Origin of the sequence: Streptomyces profundus (assembly GCF_020740535.1) — a bacterium.
Lineage (GTDB): Bacteria > Actinomycetota > Actinomycetes > Streptomycetales > Streptomycetaceae > Streptomyces > Streptomyces profundus.
The window spans coordinates 3451526-3470557 of sequence record NZ_CP082362.1 but is presented as its reverse complement, the minus strand read 5'-3'; the positions used below and the strand labels follow the sequence as shown (position 1 = coordinate 3470557).

The following is a 19032-nucleotide window of genomic DNA, read 5'->3' as shown; positions in this document are numbered from 1 at the left end:
GGCGCGGCCCCGGCAACGAGGTCAGCGCGCCCCTGGGCCGCCCCGCCCCAGCAGCTCGGCCAGGCCACGCCGGGTCGCGGCGACCACCACCCGGTCCTCGGGCCGTAGCACATACCCCGGGTGGACATCCCACAACAGGCCCGCCGGCGCGGACCGTCCGCCGCCGGCGCGGAACGCCGTGAGATCCGGCTGGCGATCGGCCGGCTCGGCGGTGTCGAGGGCGAGCACCCGCCAGGCCCCCGGCCGGGACGCCTCGGCCACCGTGCGGCCGTCGAACTGCGGGAAGCCCGCCACGTCGAGCGCGGCGAAGAGCAACACCTTGCGTTCGACCGGTATCGCGCCCAGGATCTGCCGCCCCATCATGGCGCTGGCGAACGCGGGCGCCGCCAGCGTGGACACGCTCCGGCTCCGGGTGAGCGCCTCCGGGTGGGCCGCTCGCAACGTGCGGTAGACCACGGTGGCGAAGTCGTCGTCGTAGAGCCGCAGCGCCACCCGCAGATCCGGCTTGATGCCCCTGGCGTAGAGCGCCGCCTCCAGATTGGTGGCGTCCGCGCTGGTCAACGCCAGCAGGGCACGCGCCCGGTGGATCTTCGCCGACTCCAGCACGTCTTCCTGCGTGACATCGCCGAGCACCACGGGCACCTGGAGCCGGCGGGCCAGCGGGATGCCCCTGGCCTCCGGATCCTCCTCCACGCACACCACGGGGATGTCCAACTCCCGCAGCCGCTCCAGCACTCGGCTGCCGATCTTGCCGAGGCCGAGCAGCACCACATGCCCCGAGAGCCCACGCGGCGGGCGCGGCAGGTTGGTCGAGCCGCGGAAGGCTCCGAACGCCTGGAGCGCGCCGGCGATCAGGATCGGCAGCAGCGCCAGCCCGACCAGCCCGGACACCAGCTGGATGGTCTGCCGGGGAACGGGCTCGTCCACGGCGGGGTCGCCGATGGCGAACAGATCGAGCAGCGTCAGATAGGCGGCGTGCAGGACATGGTTGTCCGTGGTCCGCCACAGCGCGACGGCCAGCCCGAGCACCGCGATGGCGACGCCGAGCAGGGAGAGCCGCAGCCGCCGGGAGAAGATCTCCGCCAGCGGGGCGCTGCGCCTGGCCAGGCGGCGCGGCGGCAGACTGGGCCCGGTGTGGGCCACCGTCTCCAGGACCACGGTGCCCCGGCCCGTGGCCGCGCCCACCTCGTGGTCGTCGGGCAACAGCTGGGGGCCCTGCGGCCCGCTGCTGTCCGAACCCTCGGCGCCGGCCGGGTCCGTGGTGGTCGAGGAGAGCAGCGCGAGGGTGCACAGGCCGGGGTCGGCGATCTCCCCGCTGGCCGGCGGGGTGCGCTCCACCGCGCGCAGCAGCAGGCCGTCCGCCTGCACCACCTTGCGGGTGCCGGCCACGGCGGTGGCGGCCAGCGCGGGCGCGGCCGTGTCGGCGTCCGAGAGCACCGTCGTGGACGCGTCCAGCGTGGCGGGGTCGAGCCCGGGCAGGGCCACCGCGGCGGCCTGGTCGAGCAGTTGGGCCAGATGCTCGCCGAGACGGCGGTTGTAGTGCCGGATCACCAGCCGGAGCTGGGGGTTGAGCCGGCGGGCGGCCAACGCGCCGCGCAGATTGGTCTCATCGTCGTCGTAGACCAGGGCGAGCGCGGTGGCGTGGGCGACGCCGGCGCGCAACAGCATCTCCTCCGTGGGTTCGTCGGCGCTCATCTCCCCTATGGGCAGCCGGATGCCGCCGGTGGTGTCGTCGGCGGCGGGTGGGACACCGCTCGAAGGGCGGATCATCGCGGCGGAGACCCGCCCGAGCAACGCCGAGACCCGCGCCCGCCCCATCACGACACCCGACCTACCACCGGCACCGTCCGTCGCTGGCACCACCAGGGTGACGCGCTCCCGGTAAACGTCGTGTAACTCGGCGGCGAGCCGCACGGCTAACGCGTCGTCGCCACAGACCACCATGTGGCCGGTGGGCACGGGGCGCTGCCCCTGGCTTGGTAGTGGGAACACAACAAGAAGACGCGCGAACAACGCCCTTTGGTTGCACGGTTACCCGACGTGACATCGGGCGGGACCGGAGGGCCGGCCCCGTCGATCCACCCCAGGCCGAGGCGGGCCGCCGGGGGCCTGGGGGGAGCCGCCCCGGCGCGGGGCGGCTCCCGAGATCCTCAACCCCTCACGCGTCGGTGGCCAGCGGCAGGTAGACCCGGCCGCCCGATTCGGCGAACTCGCGGGACTTGGTGAGCATGGCCTGCTGGATCTGCTCCTCGGTCAGCTCCTCGTCGCCGCCGGGACCATACTTGTCCACCACCGCCCTGCTGATCTTCATCGAGCAGAACTTGGGACCGCACATGGAGCAGAAGTGAGCGGTCTTGGCCGGTTCGGCGGGGAGGGTCTCGTCGTGGAAGGCGCGGGCGGTGTCCGGGTCGAGGGAGAGGTTGAACTGGTCCTCCCAGCGGAACTCGAACCGCGCGTCGGAGAGCGCGTCGTCCCAACGCTGCGCCCCCGGGTGCCCCTTGGCCAGGTCCGCGGCGTGGGCGGCGATCTTGTAGGTGATCACTCCGGTCTTGACGTCGTCCCGGTTGGGCAGCCCGAGATGTTCCTTGGGCGTCACGTAACACAGCATCGCGGTACCCCACCAGGCGATCATCGCGGCCCCGATGCCGGAGGTGATGTGGTCGTAGGCGGGAGCGATATCGGTGGTCAGCGGGCCGAGGGTGTAGAACGGGGCCTCGTCGCAGATCTCCTGTTGGAGGTCCACGTTCTCCTTGATCTTGTGCATGGGGACATGGCCCGGGCCCTCGATCATGGTCTGGACGTCGTGTTCGCGCGCCACGCGGTTGAGTTCGCCGAGTGTGCGCAGCTCGGCGAACTGGGCGTCGTCGTTGGCGTCCGCGATGGATCCTGGGCGCAGGCCGTCGCCCAGCGAGAACGTGATGTCGTAGGCGCGCAGGATCTCGCAGAGTTCGGCGAAGTGCGTGTAGAGGAAGCTCTCCCGGTGGTGAGCCAGGCACCAGGCGGCCATGATGGAGCCGCCTCGGGAGACGATGCCGGTCTTCCGGCGCGCGGTCAGCGGGACATAGCGCAGAAGTACGCCGGCGTGCACCGTCATATAGTCGACGCCCTGCTCGGCCTGCTCGATCACCGTCTCGCGGTAGACATCCCAGCCGAGTTCCTCGGCCTTGCCGCCCACCTTCTCCAGAGCCTGGTAGAGGGGGACGGTGCCGATCGGCACCGGGGAGTTGCGGAGCACCCACTCCCTGGTGGTGTGGATGTCCTTGCCGGTGGAGAGGTCCATCACGGTGTCCGCGCCCCAGCGGGTGGCCCAGGTCATCTTCTCCACCTCCTCGTCGATCGAGGAGGTGATCGCGGAGTTGCCGATGTTGGCATTCACCTTGACCAGGAAGTTCTTGCCGATGATCATCGGCTCCGACTCCGGATGACGGATGTTGACCGGCAACACGGCTCGGCCGGCCGCGATCTCGTCCCGGACGAACTCCGGGGCCTGGTCCTCCCGCAGGGCGACGAACTCCATCTCCGGAGTGATCTCGCCCCTCCTGGCATAGGCCAGCTGGGTAACGGCCCCCGTGCCGTCCGTGTGGCGCTCCTCGATCCACGGGCGCCGCAGCGGCGGCAGCCCCACCTGGACGTCGGTGGTCAGGGACGGGTCGGTGGCGGGGCCCGAGGTGTCGTACAGGGTCACCGCGTTGCCGTCGGTGAGGTGGACGCGTCGTACCGGCACCCGGATGTCGGGCCGTGATCCGGCGATATACGCCTTGTGCGCGCCGAGGACGGGCGCGTTCGACGCACCGGTGTGCTGTTGATCGGTCATCAGACCTTGCTCCCTACGCCGGCATTACCCGGTAACAGGTTCGGCGGTCGGCGCAGCCGCAGCGCCCTCTCAGCCTCGTGCTCGAAGCTCCCGCGATGACATGTCGTGCTCCTCCACGCTAGGGGCACACCGGCCGTGCTGAACAGAGGGCCCGGTTTCTTAGGTGATGATCGGAAGGTGACCGCACCCGATGACCCCATGAGCAACCCGCAGGCGCACCCCCATGGCCACACCCATCAGCACGGCCCCGCCGCCCCCGTCTCCGCGCATCTGCGGCGGGTGATAGCCGCCGTGCTGATCCCGTTCGGGGTGCTGATGGCCATCGGTCTGATCTGGCTCTGGCCCGGGGGCGCGCCCGAGCAGGACGAGCGGACCGGCGTCGGTTTCGATCAGCAGCACGAGGAGGCGCGGGTGACGGAGCTGGTCGAGCGGCCCTGCGAGGACCTCGGGGTCCAGGTGCCGGAGAGTGTCACGGGGGCCTGCGAACAGGCGACCGTCGAGGTGACCAGCGGTCCTGACCGCGGGCGCACGTTCACCGAGGTGGTGCCGCCGGACGCCACCAAGCGCTTCCACGAGGGGCAGGGCGTGGTGGTCGCCTACGCTCCCGAGGCGCCCGAGGAGTTGCAGTACAGCGTCGTGGACGTGGAACGCAAGGTGCCGATGTTGCTGCTGGCGGCGATCTTCGCGCTGGTGGTGGTGGCGGTGGGGCGGCTGCGTGGGCTGCTGGCGCTGGTCGGACTGGTGGCCAGCTTCCTGGTGCTGACGCTGTTCATCCTGCCGGCGGTGCTGCACGGCTCGAACCCGCTGTTGGTGGCGGTGATCGGCGGCAGCGTGATCATGCTGGTGACGCTCTATCTGTGCCACGGGGTCAACGCGCGTACCTCCGTTGCCGTGTTGGGCACCCTGGTATCGCTCTTGTTGATCGGTGTGTTGGGTTCACTGTTTATCGGGTGGGCACATCTGACCGGAAACACCGATGACCAGACCGGTCTGGTGCACAGCCTCTATCCCGGGATCGAGATCCAGGGGCTGCTGCTGGCGAGCATCCTGATCGGCTCGCTCGGCGTGCTCGACGATGTGACGGTGACCCAGACCTCCGCCGTCTGGGAGCTCAAACTGGCCAGTCCGACGGCGGGTTGGCGTCAGCTCTACAGCGCGGCGATGCGGATCGGGCGGGACCATATCGCCTCCGTGGTCAACACGTTGGTGCTGGCCTACGCGGGTGCCGCGCTGCCGCTGCTGCTGCTCTTCAGCATCGCGCGCAGCGGCGTGGAGACGGTGGCGTTCAGCGAGTTGGTGGCCGAGGAGATCGTGCGCACGCTGGTCGGTTCGATCGGTCTGGTGGCCTCGGTGCCGGTGACCACGCTGCTGGCGGCTCTGGTGGTGAGCGCCGACCGTGGCGATCCCGGGCCGACGGCTGCCGGCCAACCGCCCGGACGGGGAGCTCCCCTGCCCTCCGGCGGGGGCGCGCCGGCGGAGCGGACCGGCACCACCTGGACGGACGGACGCTGGACGCGGGCGCCCGGGAGGGGGCGGCCTACCAGCCACCGCCGGAGGAGGAAGAAGTGAACTTGCGCACCACGAAGATCAGCACCGCGACCACGGCGATAAACAGCAGCACGCGGAAGAGCAGCCCGACCACCCAGGTCAGCAGGGAGATCAGCAGGCCGCCGAAGACCACCAACGCGACGGTGGGAATGGCGATCCACCGCACCCACCACGGCAGTGTCATAAAGGCTTCCTTCATGGACCCGGCTCCTGTTCAGCGCGATTGCTTCGGTCGGATGATCGGGTAACCGACCCGACAGCGTTTTTCACTCGATGACTCGATGCTAAGCGCGCACACCGCCTTCGCGGGAGCCTCACCAGCCCCGGTCCTCCCCTGACCGTCCCCTGAGGAGAACCCTGAGACCGGCCGCGTCCGTCGGGCCCTCACCCCTCGGGGGGCGAGAAGACGATCATCACCCGCAGGTCCTCGGTGATGTGGTGGAACCGGGCCGGCACTCCGGCCGGCACGTAGATCACGCTGCCGCGCGCCACCATCGTCGTCTCGTCACCCACAGTCATCGACGCGCGACCGCTGACGACGAAGTTGAGGACGTCCTGCCGCTGTGGACGCTGCGTGTCCTGCGCGCCGACCGCCAAAGCGTACAAACCGGCCGACATCGTGGGCTCGCGGAGAAACCGCAGGTAGGCCCCATTGTGGGCAGCACGCTCCATGTCCAGCCGATCCAGCCGGAACTCCTTCATCGGCTCATTCCCCTTGCGCCGCCCCTGCCATCTGAAACGATCTCCCGTATGACAACCATCCTCATGAAGTTCGTTGCCAATGCGGTAGCCCTGGCCGCCGCCGTGTGGCTGGTGAGTGACATCACCCTCGGTGAGGAGGGCGACAGCACCGGCAGCAAGGCCGTGACGCTGCTCATTGTGGCGCTGATCTTCGGTCTGGTGAACCTGATCGTCAAGCCCATCGTGAAGCTGTTCTCCCTCCCCCTGCTCATCCTGACCCTCGGCCTGTTCACCCTGGTGATCAACGCCCTGATGCTGATGCTGACCGGCTGGCTGGCCGATGACCGGTTCGACGTCGGGGGCTTCGGATCGGCGGTGCTGGGCGGACTGATCATCTCCATCGTGTCCTGGGCGGTCAACCTGGTCCTCGATCGCGACTGAAACAATCAGAAACGGGGTCAACGACCGCATGTACCGCATCTGTTTTGTCTGCACGGGCAACATCTGCCGCTCCCCCATGGCGGAGGCGGCGCTGCGTGCCCGGCTGGTGGACGAGGGCCTGGACACCGGAATCGTGGTGGAGAGCGCGGGCACCGGCGACTGGCACGTCGGGATGCCCGCCGATCCCAGGGCGGTGTCCGCCCTGAACGCGGCCGGCTATCCGGCGGGGCCGAAGGACCACACCGCCCGCCGGTTCGCGGCCGACTGGTTCGACCGCTACGACCTGGTGATCGCGCTGGACCTCGGTCACCAACGGGAGTTGCGCGGGCTCGCGCCCGACCAGGACGCCGCGGACAAGATCCGGCTGCTGCGCTCCTTCGCCGCTCCGGAGGACGGCGGGGCGGGCGCGGCTGACGTCGAGGTTCCCGACCCGTACTACGGGACGGACGAGGGCTTCGCCGACTGCCTGGACATCATCGAGTCCGCCCTGCCAGGGCTGCTCAGCACGGTGCGGGACCACACCCAACACCTCACGTGAGGCCCCCCGGGCCGGCTTGACGGCGGCCCGGGCCCTCGCGCCGCCGGCGGCACCGCCCGCCGGCCCGACCAGCCGGGAGGCCACCAGGCCCGGCCCGGTGACGGGCGCACCGTTTTCGCCAACGGGCGATACGGTGCGCCGGCGAGCCGCCACACCACCGATCACGCGGCCCCCGACCGCCCACCGGCCACGGGCGGCGCGTCGACATGCGGCGGGTCATACACTTGTGCGGTGATTTCGACGCGGGCGTGACAGGTACACCGATCGACAGACCGCCGGGTACAGGACGCGGACGCGTGGGAGCGGCGACGGCGGCGGGAGTGAAGCGAATGACCGGTGATGGAACGCGCGCGGTGCGAGCCGGGCTGCCGGCCGCGGAGCCGTACCAGCCTCCCGTCCCGCCCCCCGTGCTGGCCGCGCACTTCCACCTGCCGGGCGATCCCGCGGCGGCCCCGTTCGGCTACGGCCGGGAGAACAACCCCACCTGGGTCGCCCTGGAGAGCGCGATCGCCCAGCTGGAGTCGCCCGACGAGCCCGCCGAGGCGGCCGTCTTCCCTTCTGGCATGGCCGCGATCTCGGCCGTGATGTTCAGCCTGGTGCGCCCGGGCGAGACGGTGGTGCTGCCATCGGACGGCTACCAGATCTGGCCGAAGCTGCGTCAGCGCCTCACCGCGCTCGGCATCCGCGCCCGGATCGCGCCCACCGGCGGCGACGCCCAACTCGCCGCCCTCGACGAGGCGCACGGCGAGGACTCCCCGGTGCGGCTGCTCTGGTTGGAGACGCCGTCCAACCCGGGGCTCGACATCTGCGATATCCGCCGGCTCGCGGGGGAGGCGCACGCGCGGGGCGCGTTGGTCGCCGTGGACAACTCCCTGGCCACGCCCCTCGGTCAGCGCCCCCTCGAACTGGGCGCCGATCTCTCGGTCGCCAGCGGCACCAAGGCGCTCAACGGCCATGGCGACGTGCTGCTCGGCTATGTGGCGGCCCGCGACGCCGAGTTGCTGACCGAGATCCGCCAGTGGCGCACCACCACGGGCGCGATCGCCGGGCCGCTGGAGTCCTGGCTGGCGCACCGGGGCCTGGCCACGCTCCAGCTGCGGGTCGTCCGCCAGGCGGAGAACGCGCTGGCCGTCGCCCGCGCGCTGGCCGAAAGGGCCGAGGTCACCGGCCTGCGGCACCCAGGGCTGCCGGAGGATCCGGGACACCGCCTCGCGGCCAGCCAGATGCGGTTCTTCGGCTGTGTGGTCTCGTTCACGCTGCCGGACCGCGAGCACGCGGAGCGGTTCCTGGCCGAGTTGACGCTGGTGGACGACGCCACCAGCTTCGGCGGGGTCAGGTCGACGGCCGAGCGGCGCGGCCGGTGGGGAGGGGACGCGGTGCCCGAGGGCTTCGTCCGGCTGTCGGTCGGCATCGAGGACCCGGCGGACCTGGTGGCCGACGTGGGCCGCGCGCTGGACGCCGCCGCGCGGCGCTGAACGCGGGCCGCGCGGCACCCGGGTCCGGCAGGAAGGTTTCGCGGGGCGGCCCATGGGCCACATCAACCCCATGGACCAGGAACAACCCGTGGTCAAGCGCACCGCACGGGCCATCCTGCTGGACGGCCGCGAGCTCATCGTCATCAAGCGCACCAGGCCCGGCAGCCCGACGTACTGGATCACGCCGGGCGGTGGGGTCGAGCCCACGGACGCCAGCGTGGTGGCCGCCCTCCACCGCGAGGTATTCGAGGAGTTGGGGGCCAGGGTCACGGATGTGGTGCCGGCCTTTGTCGACACCGTTCCGCATCTGCCGGAGCCGGGGGAGAACGTTCCTCCGGGGCTCAAGGTCCAGCACTTCTTCGTCTGCCGGCTGATCTCGATGGATCCGGCGCTGCGCCACGGCCCCGAGGTGACGCGGCCACGCGGGACGTACGAGATCGTCCGACTTCCCTTCACCCCCGAGGGGTTGGCCTCGGTCGACGTGGTGCCGCCCAGCCTCAACGCCTATCTCACCAGGAACATCCCCGGCATCCACGCCCTGCTCGCCCCCGACTTCGCGGTCGGGGGCGGCTGATCGGCCCCTCGCCGGCCGGCGTCAGCCGAACCAGCCGCCGCCACCGGACGTCGGGGCCGAACCGCTCTCGATCCGGCGTGCGCGCTCCAGCGCGCGCTCGGCCTCCGCGCGCCACTGCGCCGCGTCCGGCGGTCCGGGCGTCCCCGCCCGGGAGCCGGGCGCGGCCACCTCGGAGCGCGCCAACGGGACACCGTGCTGGTGGAGTTCCGTGGTGCGGCGGCGCTGCGCCTCCCTGGCCGCGCCGAAGAAGTCGCCGCCCTTGCGCCGTCCGTCGTCGGTTCCCCAGTCGCGGGCGGTGTCCTTGGGCGCCTTGACCAGGTGGGGGATGTGTTTGGCGCAGTGGATGTACGCCTCCTCCACCTCGACGCGCACCCAGATCTCGGTGCGCCGGCCCGGTATCGACTCGACCGGCAGCGAGGGGTGGGCGGCGCGGAGTTCGGCCTCGGGCACCACCCGCGCGCGGCCGTTGACGTGCAGGCCGATCCTGGCGCTCCCGAAGTCCATCAACAGCAGCCCCGCGTGCGGGTTCTCGGCGAGGTTGCCCAGGGAGGCGTGCACCCCGTTGCCCCGGTACTCGGGGTAGACGAGGGTGCGCGGGTCGAGGACCCGGAGGAAGCCGGGCGGTCCGGCTCTGAAGGTGTTGTCGCACTCGCCGTGGCGGTCGGCGGTGGCCAGGAAGAACATCTCCGCGCGGGCGACGAACTCCCGCATCCGCTCGTTGAGATGGTCGAGGACCTGCTCCCGGTAGAAGCGGTCGGCTCGTTCCTCGGTGCCCCACCGCGTCTGAAGGGCGTGCTCGCCGTCGCTGCCCGGAAGCGCCGAGCGGCGGGCCAGCTCCGCCGGAAGACCGTTACCCGTTGTGCCTGCCATGCCTACGTACTTTCTTACTTTCCGGCGCCTGCCGAGCTGATCAATGTGCCGATGAAGTCATGCCTGATCCGGTTGGCCGGAATGCCGCAGGAGACCAGGGCGTCGACGCCCTTGCGGATCATCTGCGGCGGGCCGGACAGAAAGCCGTCGAACTCCTGCCAGGGGCCGAACTCCCGCACCGCCTCGGGGAGTTGCCCGGCGAAGCCGACCGTCGCGTACTCGGCGACCACCGGACGGACGGAGAGCCAGCGGTGCCGTCGTTCGAGGTCGAGGAAGGAGTCGAGATCGTAGAGCTCGATGTCACGGTTCGCTCCGAAGAAGACCTCTACCGGTCGCTGATCGCCCCGTTCCACGACATCCTCGACCAGCGCCTTGATCGGCGCGATGCCGGTGCTGCCCCCCACACAGAGCAGACCGCGCCCGGAGGTGTGGTCCAGCGTCATCGAGCCGGCGGGCGGCCCGAGCCGGATCACGTCGCCCCGCCGGGCGCGGTGCACCAGCGAACGCGAGACCCAGCCCGCCGGCACCGCCTTGACGTGGAAGGACAACAGCCCGTCCGAACGTGGCCTGGACGCGAAGGAGTAGGACCGCCAGACCCTCGGCCACCAGGACGTCTCGATGCTGGCGTACTGACCGGCGCGGAACGAGTAGGGCTGGTCGGGACGGACGGTCACCACCGCGACATCGTGGGTGCGGCGCTCGTGCGACACGATCTCCGCGTCCCACCACGGCGGCGCGTGCATCTCGTCCTCGGCCGCCGCGTCGATCATGGTCTGCGACATCAGGGTGTAGGTGCGCACCCAGGTCGCCTCGGCCTCCGGCCCCCAGGTGCGCGGGGCGTAACGTTCCAGCGCGTACATGAGGCACTCGCCGACCAGCGGGTACTGATCGGCCCGGGTGCCGTACTTCCGATGGCCACGGCCGAGATCCCGCAGATACTCGGTGAGGGTGAGGGTGTCGTCGACATGTTCCGCCGCGGTGAGCAACGCCCCGAATATCCGGTCACGTTGCGCGTCCATGGCGGCGGGGAACATTTCGCGAAGTTGCGGGTTATAGGTGAACAGCAGGGCGTAGAAGTACGAGGTCGCCTCGTCGGCGACGGGCTCGATCTCCGCCAGCGTGCGCCGGATCATCACCGCGTCGGGCGACGGGGGTCTCTCGCCCCCGAACTCGCGCTGAGCGGTGGCACCATCGTCGGCCGATATCGCGGTCATGCCTGCCTCGCCTAGATGAACTCCCGGTCGCACAGCGTGTCAGCTCGCTCACCGGCAGCGGGGTTGTTAACCGGAACCCGGCCGGCGAGCCCCCCACGTCTCATAAACTGAACGGCTGCGCGCCGCCCCGATGCGGAACTGACCTTACCGTTATACGGCCGAGACACAAGTCCCGAGCGGGAACGCGAGGTTCACCCGTTTCCTACCGTTTCTTTATGCTGGCGCCCATGGATATCGTTCTGCGTCACGCCACTTCGGATGACGTTCCGGAAATCGTCGCCATGCTGGCCGACGACCCACTCGGCGCCACTCGGGAGAACCCGGCCGATCTGGGCCCCTATCAGGCCGCCTTCGCCCGCATCGCCGGCGACCCACAGCAGCATCTGCTGGTCGCCGACGACGGGGGGCCGGTGGTCGGGGTGCTCCAGCTGAGCATCCTCTTCGGGCTCTCCCGCCAGGGCGCGTCCCGGGCGATGATCGAGGCGGTGCGGGTACGGGCGGACCGCAGGGGCAGCGGCCTCGGCGGCTGGCTGATCCGGCAGGCCGTCGAGGAGGCGCGGCGGCAGGGCTGCGCGCTGGTCCAGCTGACCTCGGACCGGAGCAGGGAGGACGCGCACCGGTTCTACGAACGGCTGGGCTTCGAGGCGACCCATGTGGGCTTCAAGCTCTCCCTCTGAGGGCGCTCAGGGCGCCGAGGGGCTTGCGGACGCCGGGGCACCCCCGCGGACGCGCCGGCGCGCTGGCGCCGGCGCGCTGGCGCCGGCGCGCTCCCCTCCCCGTCAGCGCCAGCCCTCCCGGACGGCGCCAGCCCTGCCCGTCAGCGCCAGCCCTCCGGGTCGGCGCCGCCCGGCACGCCGGCGTCCGGCGCGTAGGGCTCCCTGGTGAAGACGAACGACCCCAGGTCGAGATGGCTCACCCGGCCGTCCTCGGTGCGCACCACCCGCAGCGTCTCCCCGGCGAAGTAGCCGGTGAGACCCACCCACTCCTCGTCCCCCACCGGCCGGAACTCCGAGCCGCGCGGCCCCAGGCCGCCGGCCGGCGTGAGCGACACCGCGCCGGCCGCGCCCAGGCGCAGCACATAGCCGCTGGTGCCCCAGAACCAGGCGCCCGTCAGCGGCAGCGCCTCCCGGTCGACATCGCCCGGACGCCAGGGCGCGGGGAAGCTCGGCTCCCGCCGCCGCAGCGTGCCCAGCAGCCCACGGGCCACGCCCGCCGTTCCGGGGCCCGAGGTCGCGTTGGCCAGCACCACGGCGGCCGAGCGCTCCTCAGGATCCAGCCAGAGCCCGGCGACAAAGCCCGGCATCGACCCGGCGTGGCCGACGTACAGCCGCTCGTTCTCACGCACCAGCTGAAGGCCAAGGCCGTAGAGCACCGACCAGTCGGCCGGCTCGGGCGGCACCGCGGGCACCCGCATCTCGGCCAGGCTGTCGGCGCCCAGCACCGCCTCGTCGCCCGCCAGCAGGAACGCGGCGAAGCGCCCCAGATCCTCGCTGGTCGACCAGAGTTGACCGGCCGGCGCCATCCGCCCCGTGTCCACCAGGGGCTCCGGCTGCCGCAGATCGGCGTGCGGATGCACCGCCCAGCCGCGCACCGCCGGCTCCTCCGCCGCGTACGAGGTGCGGGTCATGCCCAGCGGCTGGAGCACCTCGCGGCGCAGCACGCTGAACCAGTCGTCGCCGCGCAACCATTCCACCAGCGCGCCGAGCAGCGCGTAGCCGGGGTTGGAGTAGTGGAACCTGCGCCCGCGCGGATGCTTGAGCGGTTCGGGGCCGAACACATCGGCCAGCTCGGGGCGCAGCCCGCCGTCCGTCCGCTCCCACCAGGGGCCCACCGCCTCGGACGCCAAGCCCGTGGTGTGCGAGAGCAGTTGGGCCACGGTCGCCTCGCCGCCGTGCGGGGTCGGCAGCCACCGGTCCACCGGCTGGTCGAGATCGATCAGCCCCTCGTCGCGGAGCCGCAGCACCAGGACCGCGGTCAGCGCCTTGGTGATCGAGCCGATCCGGTAGCGCACCCGTTCGCTCGGCACTCCCGCCGGCAGCTCCCCCGCGCCCCCGTGCCACACCGGCGCGCCGTCCCGCACCAGCGTCGCGACCAACGAGGGCGCGCGCCCCTCGGCCTGACCGCGCGCCACGCGATACGCCAGTTCGCGCCGGGTCTCCGGAAACGGCTCTGCGTCGGGGCTCGGGGTGGCGGGGCTTGGGGTGGCCGGGCTTGTGGCGGCCGGGGCTGGCTCGGGCGTCTTCGGCCCGGCGGGGGTCTCCGTCATGGTCACCAGAAGTACCCCATGCCCCGTAGCGCGCCGCGCCGGGGGCGCCCCGCGCGGGCGCCGTCAGCGCTCGGCGCGCGCCGCCCGACGCGGGGTGGCCTTCGGGAAAACGGGTCGCCAACGCTCGGCGCCCTCAGCCACTCTGACCCCGTGACCTCCGCTGACGAGCTGCCGATCCGCCGGCTCACGCTGGCCGATCTGAGCGCCTGCCTCGACCTGTCCGACGACCGTTCCTGGGGGCGTGAGGAACACAAGTGGCGGCTGTTGCTCTCCGCCGGGCAGGGCTACGGCATCGACGCGCCGCCCGACGATCCGGTCGGTGGCCTGCTGGCGGCCGTCGTCCGCACTTCCTACGGGGGCCAGTGGCATGCCATCGGGATGATGCTGGTGGCCAGCCGCAGGGAGCGCCAGGGGATCGGGCTGCGCCTGATGCGCCACATGATCGCCGAGGCCGAGGGCGCCCCGCTGCTGCTCACCGCCACGGGGAACGGGCGCCCGCTGTACGAGCGGCTCGGCTTCAAGGCGCTGGGCGGCATCACCACCCTGACCGGCGCGTTCGGCGGCGCGCCTGACGCGGGGACCGGCCTACGGCCGGCGACGGCCGCCGACATGCCGGAGATCCTCGCCTACGACCGGCCCGTCTTCGGCGCCGACCGGACGGAGCTGCTCACCAGGCTCGCCTCGTTCGCCGACCGCATCCTGGTCGCGCGGGCACCGGACGGGCGGCTGACGGGCTTCGGCGCCACCTGGCCCAATGTGACCACCACATCCGTCGGCCCGGTGCTCGCCGACGACCCGTCCATCGGCAGGGCGCTGATCGGCCGGCTGGCCACCGACACCGCGACCCCCGCCCGGCTCGACGTGGGCGACGAGCACCCCGAACTGCTCGCCTGGGCGCGGACCCACGGCCTCGCGCCCGTCGGTCGCACCACCCTGATGGTGCTGGGCGCCCCCGAAGCGCCGGGCGATCCGACCCGGCGCTTCGCCCCCTACTCCATGGCCCACGGCTGACCGGCGTCCGTCAGCACGCGGCGGGCAGCGCCTCGTCCGACGGCAGGGGGCCCGGCGCCCGGCGGGGTGGCGCGGCGGTGTCCGCCCGGTCCCAGCGGGTGGCCAGCGCGGCCAGGAAGAGGGCGCTGACCGCCATCGCGGCGCCCACCATGCTGGGCCAGGTGGGCCCGGCGCCGGCCGCCAGGACCAGCCCGCCCAACCAGGCGGCCAACGCGTTGCCCAGGTTGAACGCCCCGATGTTGACGGCCGAGGCCAGCGTGGGCGCGTCGGCGGCCCGGTCGAGTATCCGCTTCTGCAGCGGCGGCACGGTCGCGAACCCGAAGAGGCCGATCAGCACCAGGGTGACGGGCGCGGCGAGTTGGTGGTGCGCGGTCAGCGTGAACAGCGCCAGCGCGACGGTCAGCCCGGTGAGTGAGACGAGCAGCAGGGGCATCAGCGCCCGGTCGGCGAACCGGCCGCCGACCAGGTTGCCGACGACCAGGCCAAGGCCGAACAGCATCAGCAGCCAGGTGACCGCGCCCTCCGAGTAGCCGGCCGCCTCGGTCATCATCGGCGCGACATAGGTGATCGCGGCGAAGACCCCGCCGAAGCCGAGCACGGTCATGGCCATGGCGAGCAGCACCTGCCGGTCGCGCAGAGCGGCCAGCTCGCGGCGGACGCCACCGCCGCCACCGCCGGGCGCGCCGTCCCCCGCGCCTCTGGGCACCAGGGTCAGCACCCCCACCAGCGCCACCACGCCGAGCAGCGCGATCGCCGCGAAGCTCAGCCGCCAACCGGCGCGCTGCCCCAGCAGCGTGGCCGCCGGCACACCCACCACATTGGCCAGGGTCAGCCCGGTGAACATCAACGCGATGGCGGTCGCCCGGCGGTGCGGGGCGACCAGGCCGGCCGCCACCACGGATCCGATGCCGAAGAAGGCGCCGTGCGCCAGCGAGGCGACCACCCGCCCGACCAGCACCATGGCGAAGCCGGGCGCCAGCGCCGTGATGATGTTGCCCACCACGAAGAGCAGCATCATCCACGCCAGCATCCGCTTCCTGGGCACCCGCGCCCCGGCGATCGCGGTGACCGGCGCTCCCACCAGCACGCCCAGGGCGTAGCCGGTCGCGGTGAGGCCGGCGGTGGAGACCGACACGTCGTACTCGGCGGCGATCTCCGGCAACAGCCCGGTCACCGCGAATTCCGTGGTGCCGATACCGAAAGCCCCGATGGCCAGCGCCAACAGCGCGAGAGGCATCAGAAGTCTCCTTTGTGTGCGTACCCTCTATCCGCGCCAGCAATAATTGCAGACGCGCTATACATCCATCCGCCATAGTTGCACACGCTGACTATCGCGGGTTGGGTTACGCTGGTCACTCCCACGGTTCCGTCAGCGGAGGAGGCCGCCATGCCAGCAGCGGGCGACACATCCCCGGAACGCCCGAGGCTTGCCCAGGGCTGGTGCGCGCTCTCCGCGCTGCACGACCGCATCGAGGCCCATGCCGAACGGGCCCTCCAGGTGGCGCACGGGCTGAGTGTCCGGGAGTTCTCCGTGCTGGACGTGCTGAGCGGGCAGCATGAGGGCGAGGGCGGCCACTTCCGCATGACCGCGCTGTCCGAGGCGGTCGTGCTCAGCCAGAGCGCGACGACCAGGCTGGTCAACCGCCTGGAGGATCGCGGCCTGCTCACCCGCTACCTGTGCCCGACCGACCGCCGCGGCATCTACACCGATGTCACGGCCGCCGGTCGCCAGCTGCTCGAAGAGGCCCGCCCCACCCATGACGCGGCGCTCGCCGAGGCGCTGACGACGGCCGCCGAACGGCCCGAGCTGGCCCCCCTGGTGGCCGCGGTCCGAGCCCTGTAACGACGGGCCGCGCGGCCTCGTCCACAGGCCCCATCGAGTTATCCACAGATTTCGCCGGCTGTGGACAACATGCCGCATCCTGTGGATAACTTCTGACGATCGACGACTGCTGCCGCCGGACGACGGAGAGCGGGCAGAGAGTTCGGCCATGGCCGATTCGTTCAAGACCACGGCCAGGGCGCATTTCTAGGGTGACGTCATGACACCGCGCTTGAACATGATCGGCCTGGTAGCAGACGACCTGCGGGCCTCCCTGGCGTTCTACCGCCGCCTCGGTCTCGACCTCCCCGAGGAGGCGGCCGACCAGCCCCATGTGGAGGTCACCCTCCCCGGCGGCCTGCGCATCGCCTGGGACACCGTGGAGGTCGCACGCACCACCTACCCCGACTGGCAGCCGCCCGCCCCCGACAGCCAGCGAATGGCCCTGGCCTTCCTCTGCGACAGCCCGGCCGAGGTGGACACGCTCTACGCCGAACTGATCGCCGCCGGCCACCCGGGGGAGAAGGAGCCCTGGGACGCGTTCTGGGGCCAGCGCTACGCCGTGGTGTGCGATCCCGACGGCAACACGGTGGACCTCTTCGCCTGGCAGAGCTGAGCTCTCCACGGCGGGGGTCCTCCTACAGCAGGCGAGTGATCGGAACGCCGGCCAGATCCCTGATCTCGCGGGCGAGATGCGCCTGGTCCGCGTAGCCGGCGCGAGCGGCCACCAGGGCCAGCGCCTCCCCGGCCCTGGCCCGGGCGAGGGCCCGCTGCATCCGCAGCACCCGGGCCAGCGTCTTGGGCCCGTAGCCGAAGGCCGACAGACTGCGTCGGCGCAGCTGCCGTTCGCTGAAGCCCAGCTCCCCGGCCGTCTCGACCACCGTGCGCCCCCGGCCCAGGGCGGCGACGGCGGCCGAACGCCAGGGCTCGGCGGGGCCGGCCTCCCGCAGCCGCCGCGCGGCGATCGTCTGTAGGGCCTCACCGGGGGCGGCGGCCAGGGCCACCCGTTCCGTCAGCTCGCGCACCAGCCGGCCGGGCCAGAGGTCGTCCAGCGGAACGCGCCCATCGACCAGGAGATGGGCGGGCTCACCGAGCACCTCGGGCCCCTGCCCCGGGGCGAAGCGGAGCCCGACATGGACCGAACCGGCCGGCTTCGCCGGAGAGTGCGCCCTGGTGTCGGGACCGGCCACCAGCAACCGCCCCTCGCTGAGGATCAGATCCATCGACCCGTCGGGCAGCACCAGGCCCGATTCGGCCTTCGGGCCCACGACGCTGCGCCACACCACCGCGCCCGGCACCCGCCCGGCGGGCCACTCCGTGTACATGTCCGCCAGCATGGCAGGCTCTCCTCATGCGCCATCTGGGACTGGTCACCCTGGTCGTACCGGAGTATGACGAGGCCATCGCCTACTACACCGACACGCTCGGCTTCGTTCTGCGCGAGGACACCCTGCTGGCCCCGGACGGAAAACGGTGGGTGGTGATGGCGCCGAGCCCGACGGCCGAGACGGGACTGCTCCTGGCCCGGGCGGTGGGTGAGCGTCAGCGCTCGCGGGTGGGGGACCAGACCGGCGGCCGGGTCGGCTTCTTCCTCCACACCGAGGACTTCGACGCCGAGCTGAGCCGGCTGACCGAGTCCGGCGTCACCATCGAGGAGCCGCCCCGGGCGGAACGGTACGGCCGCGTGGTGGTGTTCGCCGACCGCTATGGCAACCGCTGGGATCTCATCCAGCCCGCCCATGGCGACGGCAGCTCCTCGGCATAGCAACGCAGCAGCTCCAGCAGCCGGTTGGCGGGCTGTGCGCTCCAGTGCTTGGCCACCGGATCGGGCTGCCCCATGGCCCTCGGCACCGCCCAGCTCAGGTGGTGCCACAGCGCTCGGGCCACCCAGGAGCGTCCGGCCTCGGCCACCGCTTCGGGGCCGCCCAGATAGCCGGTGAGCACCGCCGGCAGCAGACGCGGTGGGACCTTGGCGAACTCCATCGCGGGATCGGCCCAGGCGGCATCGCCCCAGTCCAGCAGCGCGGTCAGCGAGCCCTCGTCGTCGAGCAACAGGTTGTTGGCGGCGATATCGCCATGGATCAGGACCATCTCGGGGCTCGCCGGCGCCTCCTCCGCCAGGCGGGCCAACCAGGCTCCGAGCCAGTCCGCCAACGAACTGCTGAGGTAGCCGAGACCGGCCAGTCGGTCGATCCCGGGACGGGGATCGACCGGTCGATCGACCGGCAACCCGTCCCGCACGGCCGGCGGCACCCGCGCTCCGTGGAGCAGGGCCAGCTCGCGTCCCAACTCCTGACAGGCGACCTCGCCCGGATCGCCCGGGTCGCCGCCGTTCGCCCCCACGACACTCCCGGAGGCTCGCCGCAGCAGGAGGTAGGGGAGACGCGCCGGCCCCTCGATCTCGCCGCAGGCGACCATCTCGGGTGTGCGCACGCCCTGTCGCACCGCGAACGGCACCACCAGGGCTTCCTTCCGCAGATCGGCGACGAGGCCGGCGCCGGGGCGGGCGACCTTGAGCACCAGATGGTCGCCCAGCAGATAGATCCAGCCGGCCGCCCCCTGGAACGCGGCCAACCGCACATCGTCGGGGGCGACCCCATGACGGCGGGCGACCGTCAACAGCGCCCCACGGTCGAGCGGTTCCGCCGCGTCCGACCGTTCGCCGGGTTCGGGCTGTTCGGGTCTCTTCATCGCCAGAGACGGTATAGCTCCACCCCGGTCGCCGGGCGAGCGGTTTTCCGAGCGGGCAGCCGGGGCGGCATCCTCAATGATTCACGT

20 protein-coding genes are annotated in these 19032 nt (G+C 71.8%); 10 read left to right on the top strand and 10 right to left on the bottom strand.

The annotated features are described in order from the left end of the window. Window positions 1-21: 21 nt before the first annotated feature. Together K4G22_RS15285 and thiC are read right to left on the bottom strand one after the other, a co-directional pair. Window positions 22-1944: an NAD-binding protein gene (locus K4G22_RS15285; protein WP_228084097.1), complete on the bottom strand. Its 1923-nt coding sequence runs from the start codon at window positions 1942-1944 to the stop codon at window positions 22-24. 214 nt (window positions 1945-2158) lie between these two features. Beyond that, complete coding sequence (thiC, locus tag K4G22_RS15280) at window positions 2159-3814, bottom strand: phosphomethylpyrimidine synthase ThiC (RefSeq protein ID WP_228080783.1); 1656 nt, start codon at window positions 3812-3814, stop codon at window positions 2159-2161. Window positions 3815-4012: 198 nt separating this feature from the next. Here thiC and K4G22_RS15275 point away from each other — a divergent pair, with 198 nt between their 5' ends. Continuing rightward, window positions 4013-5383: a YibE/F family protein gene (locus tag K4G22_RS15275; RefSeq protein ID WP_228084096.1), complete on the top strand. Its 1371-nt coding sequence runs from the start codon at window positions 4013-4015 to the stop codon at window positions 5381-5383. On the opposite strand, the gene K4G22_RS15270 is transcribed toward K4G22_RS15275, so the two are convergent. Then, window positions 5352-5561, bottom strand: coding sequence for a DUF5326 family protein (locus K4G22_RS15270; RefSeq protein ID WP_228080782.1), 210 nt, complete (start codon window positions 5559-5561; stop codon window positions 5352-5354). The genes K4G22_RS15275 and K4G22_RS15270 overlap by 32 nt on opposite strands. Window positions 5562-5746: 185 nt before the next feature. Continuing rightward, window positions 5747-6064 (bottom strand): cupin domain-containing protein, encoded by a 318-nt coding sequence (locus tag K4G22_RS15265; RefSeq protein ID WP_228080781.1) that lies wholly within the window; start codon window positions 6062-6064, stop codon window positions 5747-5749. Between the two features lie 48 nt (window positions 6065-6112). Between K4G22_RS15265 and K4G22_RS15260 the strand changes: the two genes are divergently transcribed. The 4 genes from K4G22_RS15260 (at window position 6113) to K4G22_RS15245 (ending at window position 9071) form a co-directional block, all read left to right on the top strand. Then, window positions 6113-6484 carry a phage holin family protein gene (locus tag K4G22_RS15260; RefSeq protein ID WP_228080780.1) on the top strand — a complete coding sequence of 124 codons (372 nt, stop codon included), beginning with the start codon at window positions 6113-6115 and terminating at the stop codon, window positions 6482-6484. A 28-nt stretch (window positions 6485-6512) separates the two neighbouring features. Then, window positions 6513-7022: a low molecular weight protein-tyrosine-phosphatase gene (locus K4G22_RS15255; protein ID WP_228080779.1), complete on the top strand. Its 510-nt coding sequence runs from the start codon at window positions 6513-6515 to the stop codon at window positions 7020-7022. Window positions 7023-7351: 329 nt separating this feature from the next. Then, the gene (locus K4G22_RS15250) at window positions 7352-8497 is read left to right on the top strand and encodes a cystathionine gamma-lyase (RefSeq protein WP_228080778.1); all 1146 of its coding nucleotides are present in this window, start codon (window positions 7352-7354) and stop codon (window positions 8495-8497) included. Window positions 8498-8567: 70 nt separating this feature from the next. After that, entirely contained in the window at window positions 8568-9071 is a 504-nt protein-coding gene (locus K4G22_RS15245; protein ID WP_228080777.1) for an NUDIX domain-containing protein, read from the top strand. Window positions 9072-9092: 21 nt separating this feature from the next. Here K4G22_RS15245 and K4G22_RS15240 read toward each other — a convergent pair whose 3' ends face one another. Together K4G22_RS15240 and K4G22_RS15235 are read right to left on the bottom strand one after the other, a co-directional pair. Then, a complete protein-coding gene (locus tag K4G22_RS15240) occupies window positions 9093-9941 on the bottom strand; it encodes a pyridoxamine 5'-phosphate oxidase family protein (RefSeq protein ID WP_228080776.1) in 849 nt (282 codons plus the stop codon). Between the two features lie 14 nt (window positions 9942-9955). Next, a complete protein-coding gene (locus K4G22_RS15235; RefSeq protein WP_228080775.1) occupies window positions 9956-11155 on the bottom strand; it encodes a globin domain-containing protein in 1200 nt (399 codons plus the stop codon). 227 nt (window positions 11156-11382) lie between these two features. Between K4G22_RS15235 and K4G22_RS15230 the strand changes: the two genes are divergently transcribed. Next, window positions 11383-11832: a GNAT family N-acetyltransferase gene (locus K4G22_RS15230; protein ID WP_228080774.1), complete on the top strand. Its 450-nt coding sequence runs from the start codon at window positions 11383-11385 to the stop codon at window positions 11830-11832. A 140-nt stretch (window positions 11833-11972) separates the two neighbouring features. Here K4G22_RS15230 and K4G22_RS15225 read toward each other — a convergent pair whose 3' ends face one another. Then, on the bottom strand, window positions 11973-13421 hold the full coding sequence (locus K4G22_RS15225) for a serine hydrolase domain-containing protein (protein ID WP_228080773.1): 1449 nt from the start codon (window positions 13419-13421) through the stop codon (window positions 11973-11975). Window positions 13422-13571: 150 nt separating this feature from the next. On the opposite strand from K4G22_RS15225, the gene K4G22_RS15220 reads away from it, so the two are divergent. Then, entirely contained in the window at window positions 13572-14432 is an 861-nt protein-coding gene (locus tag K4G22_RS15220) for a GNAT family N-acetyltransferase (protein WP_228080772.1), read from the top strand. A gap of 10 nt (window positions 14433-14442) precedes the next feature. On the opposite strand, the gene K4G22_RS15215 is transcribed toward K4G22_RS15220, so the two are convergent. Next, a complete protein-coding gene (locus K4G22_RS15215) occupies window positions 14443-15669 on the bottom strand; it encodes an MFS transporter (RefSeq protein ID WP_228080771.1) in 1227 nt (408 codons plus the stop codon). A 150-nt stretch (window positions 15670-15819) separates the two neighbouring features. Here K4G22_RS15215 and K4G22_RS15210 point away from each other — a divergent pair, with 150 nt between their 5' ends. Together K4G22_RS15210 and K4G22_RS15205 are read left to right on the top strand one after the other, a co-directional pair. Then, window positions 15820-16275 carry a MarR family winged helix-turn-helix transcriptional regulator gene (locus K4G22_RS15210; protein ID WP_228080770.1) on the top strand — a complete coding sequence of 152 codons (456 nt, stop codon included), beginning with the start codon at window positions 15820-15822 and terminating at the stop codon, window positions 16273-16275. Window positions 16276-16474: 199 nt separating this feature from the next. Continuing rightward, window positions 16475-16870, top strand: coding sequence for a VOC family protein (locus K4G22_RS15205; protein WP_228080769.1), 396 nt, complete (start codon window positions 16475-16477; stop codon window positions 16868-16870). A 22-nt stretch (window positions 16871-16892) separates the two neighbouring features. Here K4G22_RS15205 and K4G22_RS15200 read toward each other — a convergent pair whose 3' ends face one another. Then, a complete protein-coding gene (locus K4G22_RS15200) occupies window positions 16893-17579 on the bottom strand; it encodes a helix-turn-helix domain-containing protein (RefSeq protein WP_228084095.1) in 687 nt (228 codons plus the stop codon). Between the two features lie 26 nt (window positions 17580-17605). On the opposite strand from K4G22_RS15200, the gene K4G22_RS15195 reads away from it, so the two are divergent. Then, window positions 17606-18019 (top strand): VOC family protein, encoded by a 414-nt coding sequence (locus K4G22_RS15195; protein ID WP_228080768.1) that lies wholly within the window; start codon window positions 17606-17608, stop codon window positions 18017-18019. On the opposite strand, the gene K4G22_RS15190 is transcribed toward K4G22_RS15195, so the two are convergent. Further along, complete coding sequence (locus tag K4G22_RS15190) at window positions 17959-18945, bottom strand: phosphotransferase family protein (RefSeq protein ID WP_228080767.1); 987 nt, start codon at window positions 18943-18945, stop codon at window positions 17959-17961. The two genes, K4G22_RS15195 and K4G22_RS15190, sit on opposite strands and share 61 nt — an antisense overlap. Window positions 18946-19032 lie beyond the last annotated feature (87 nt).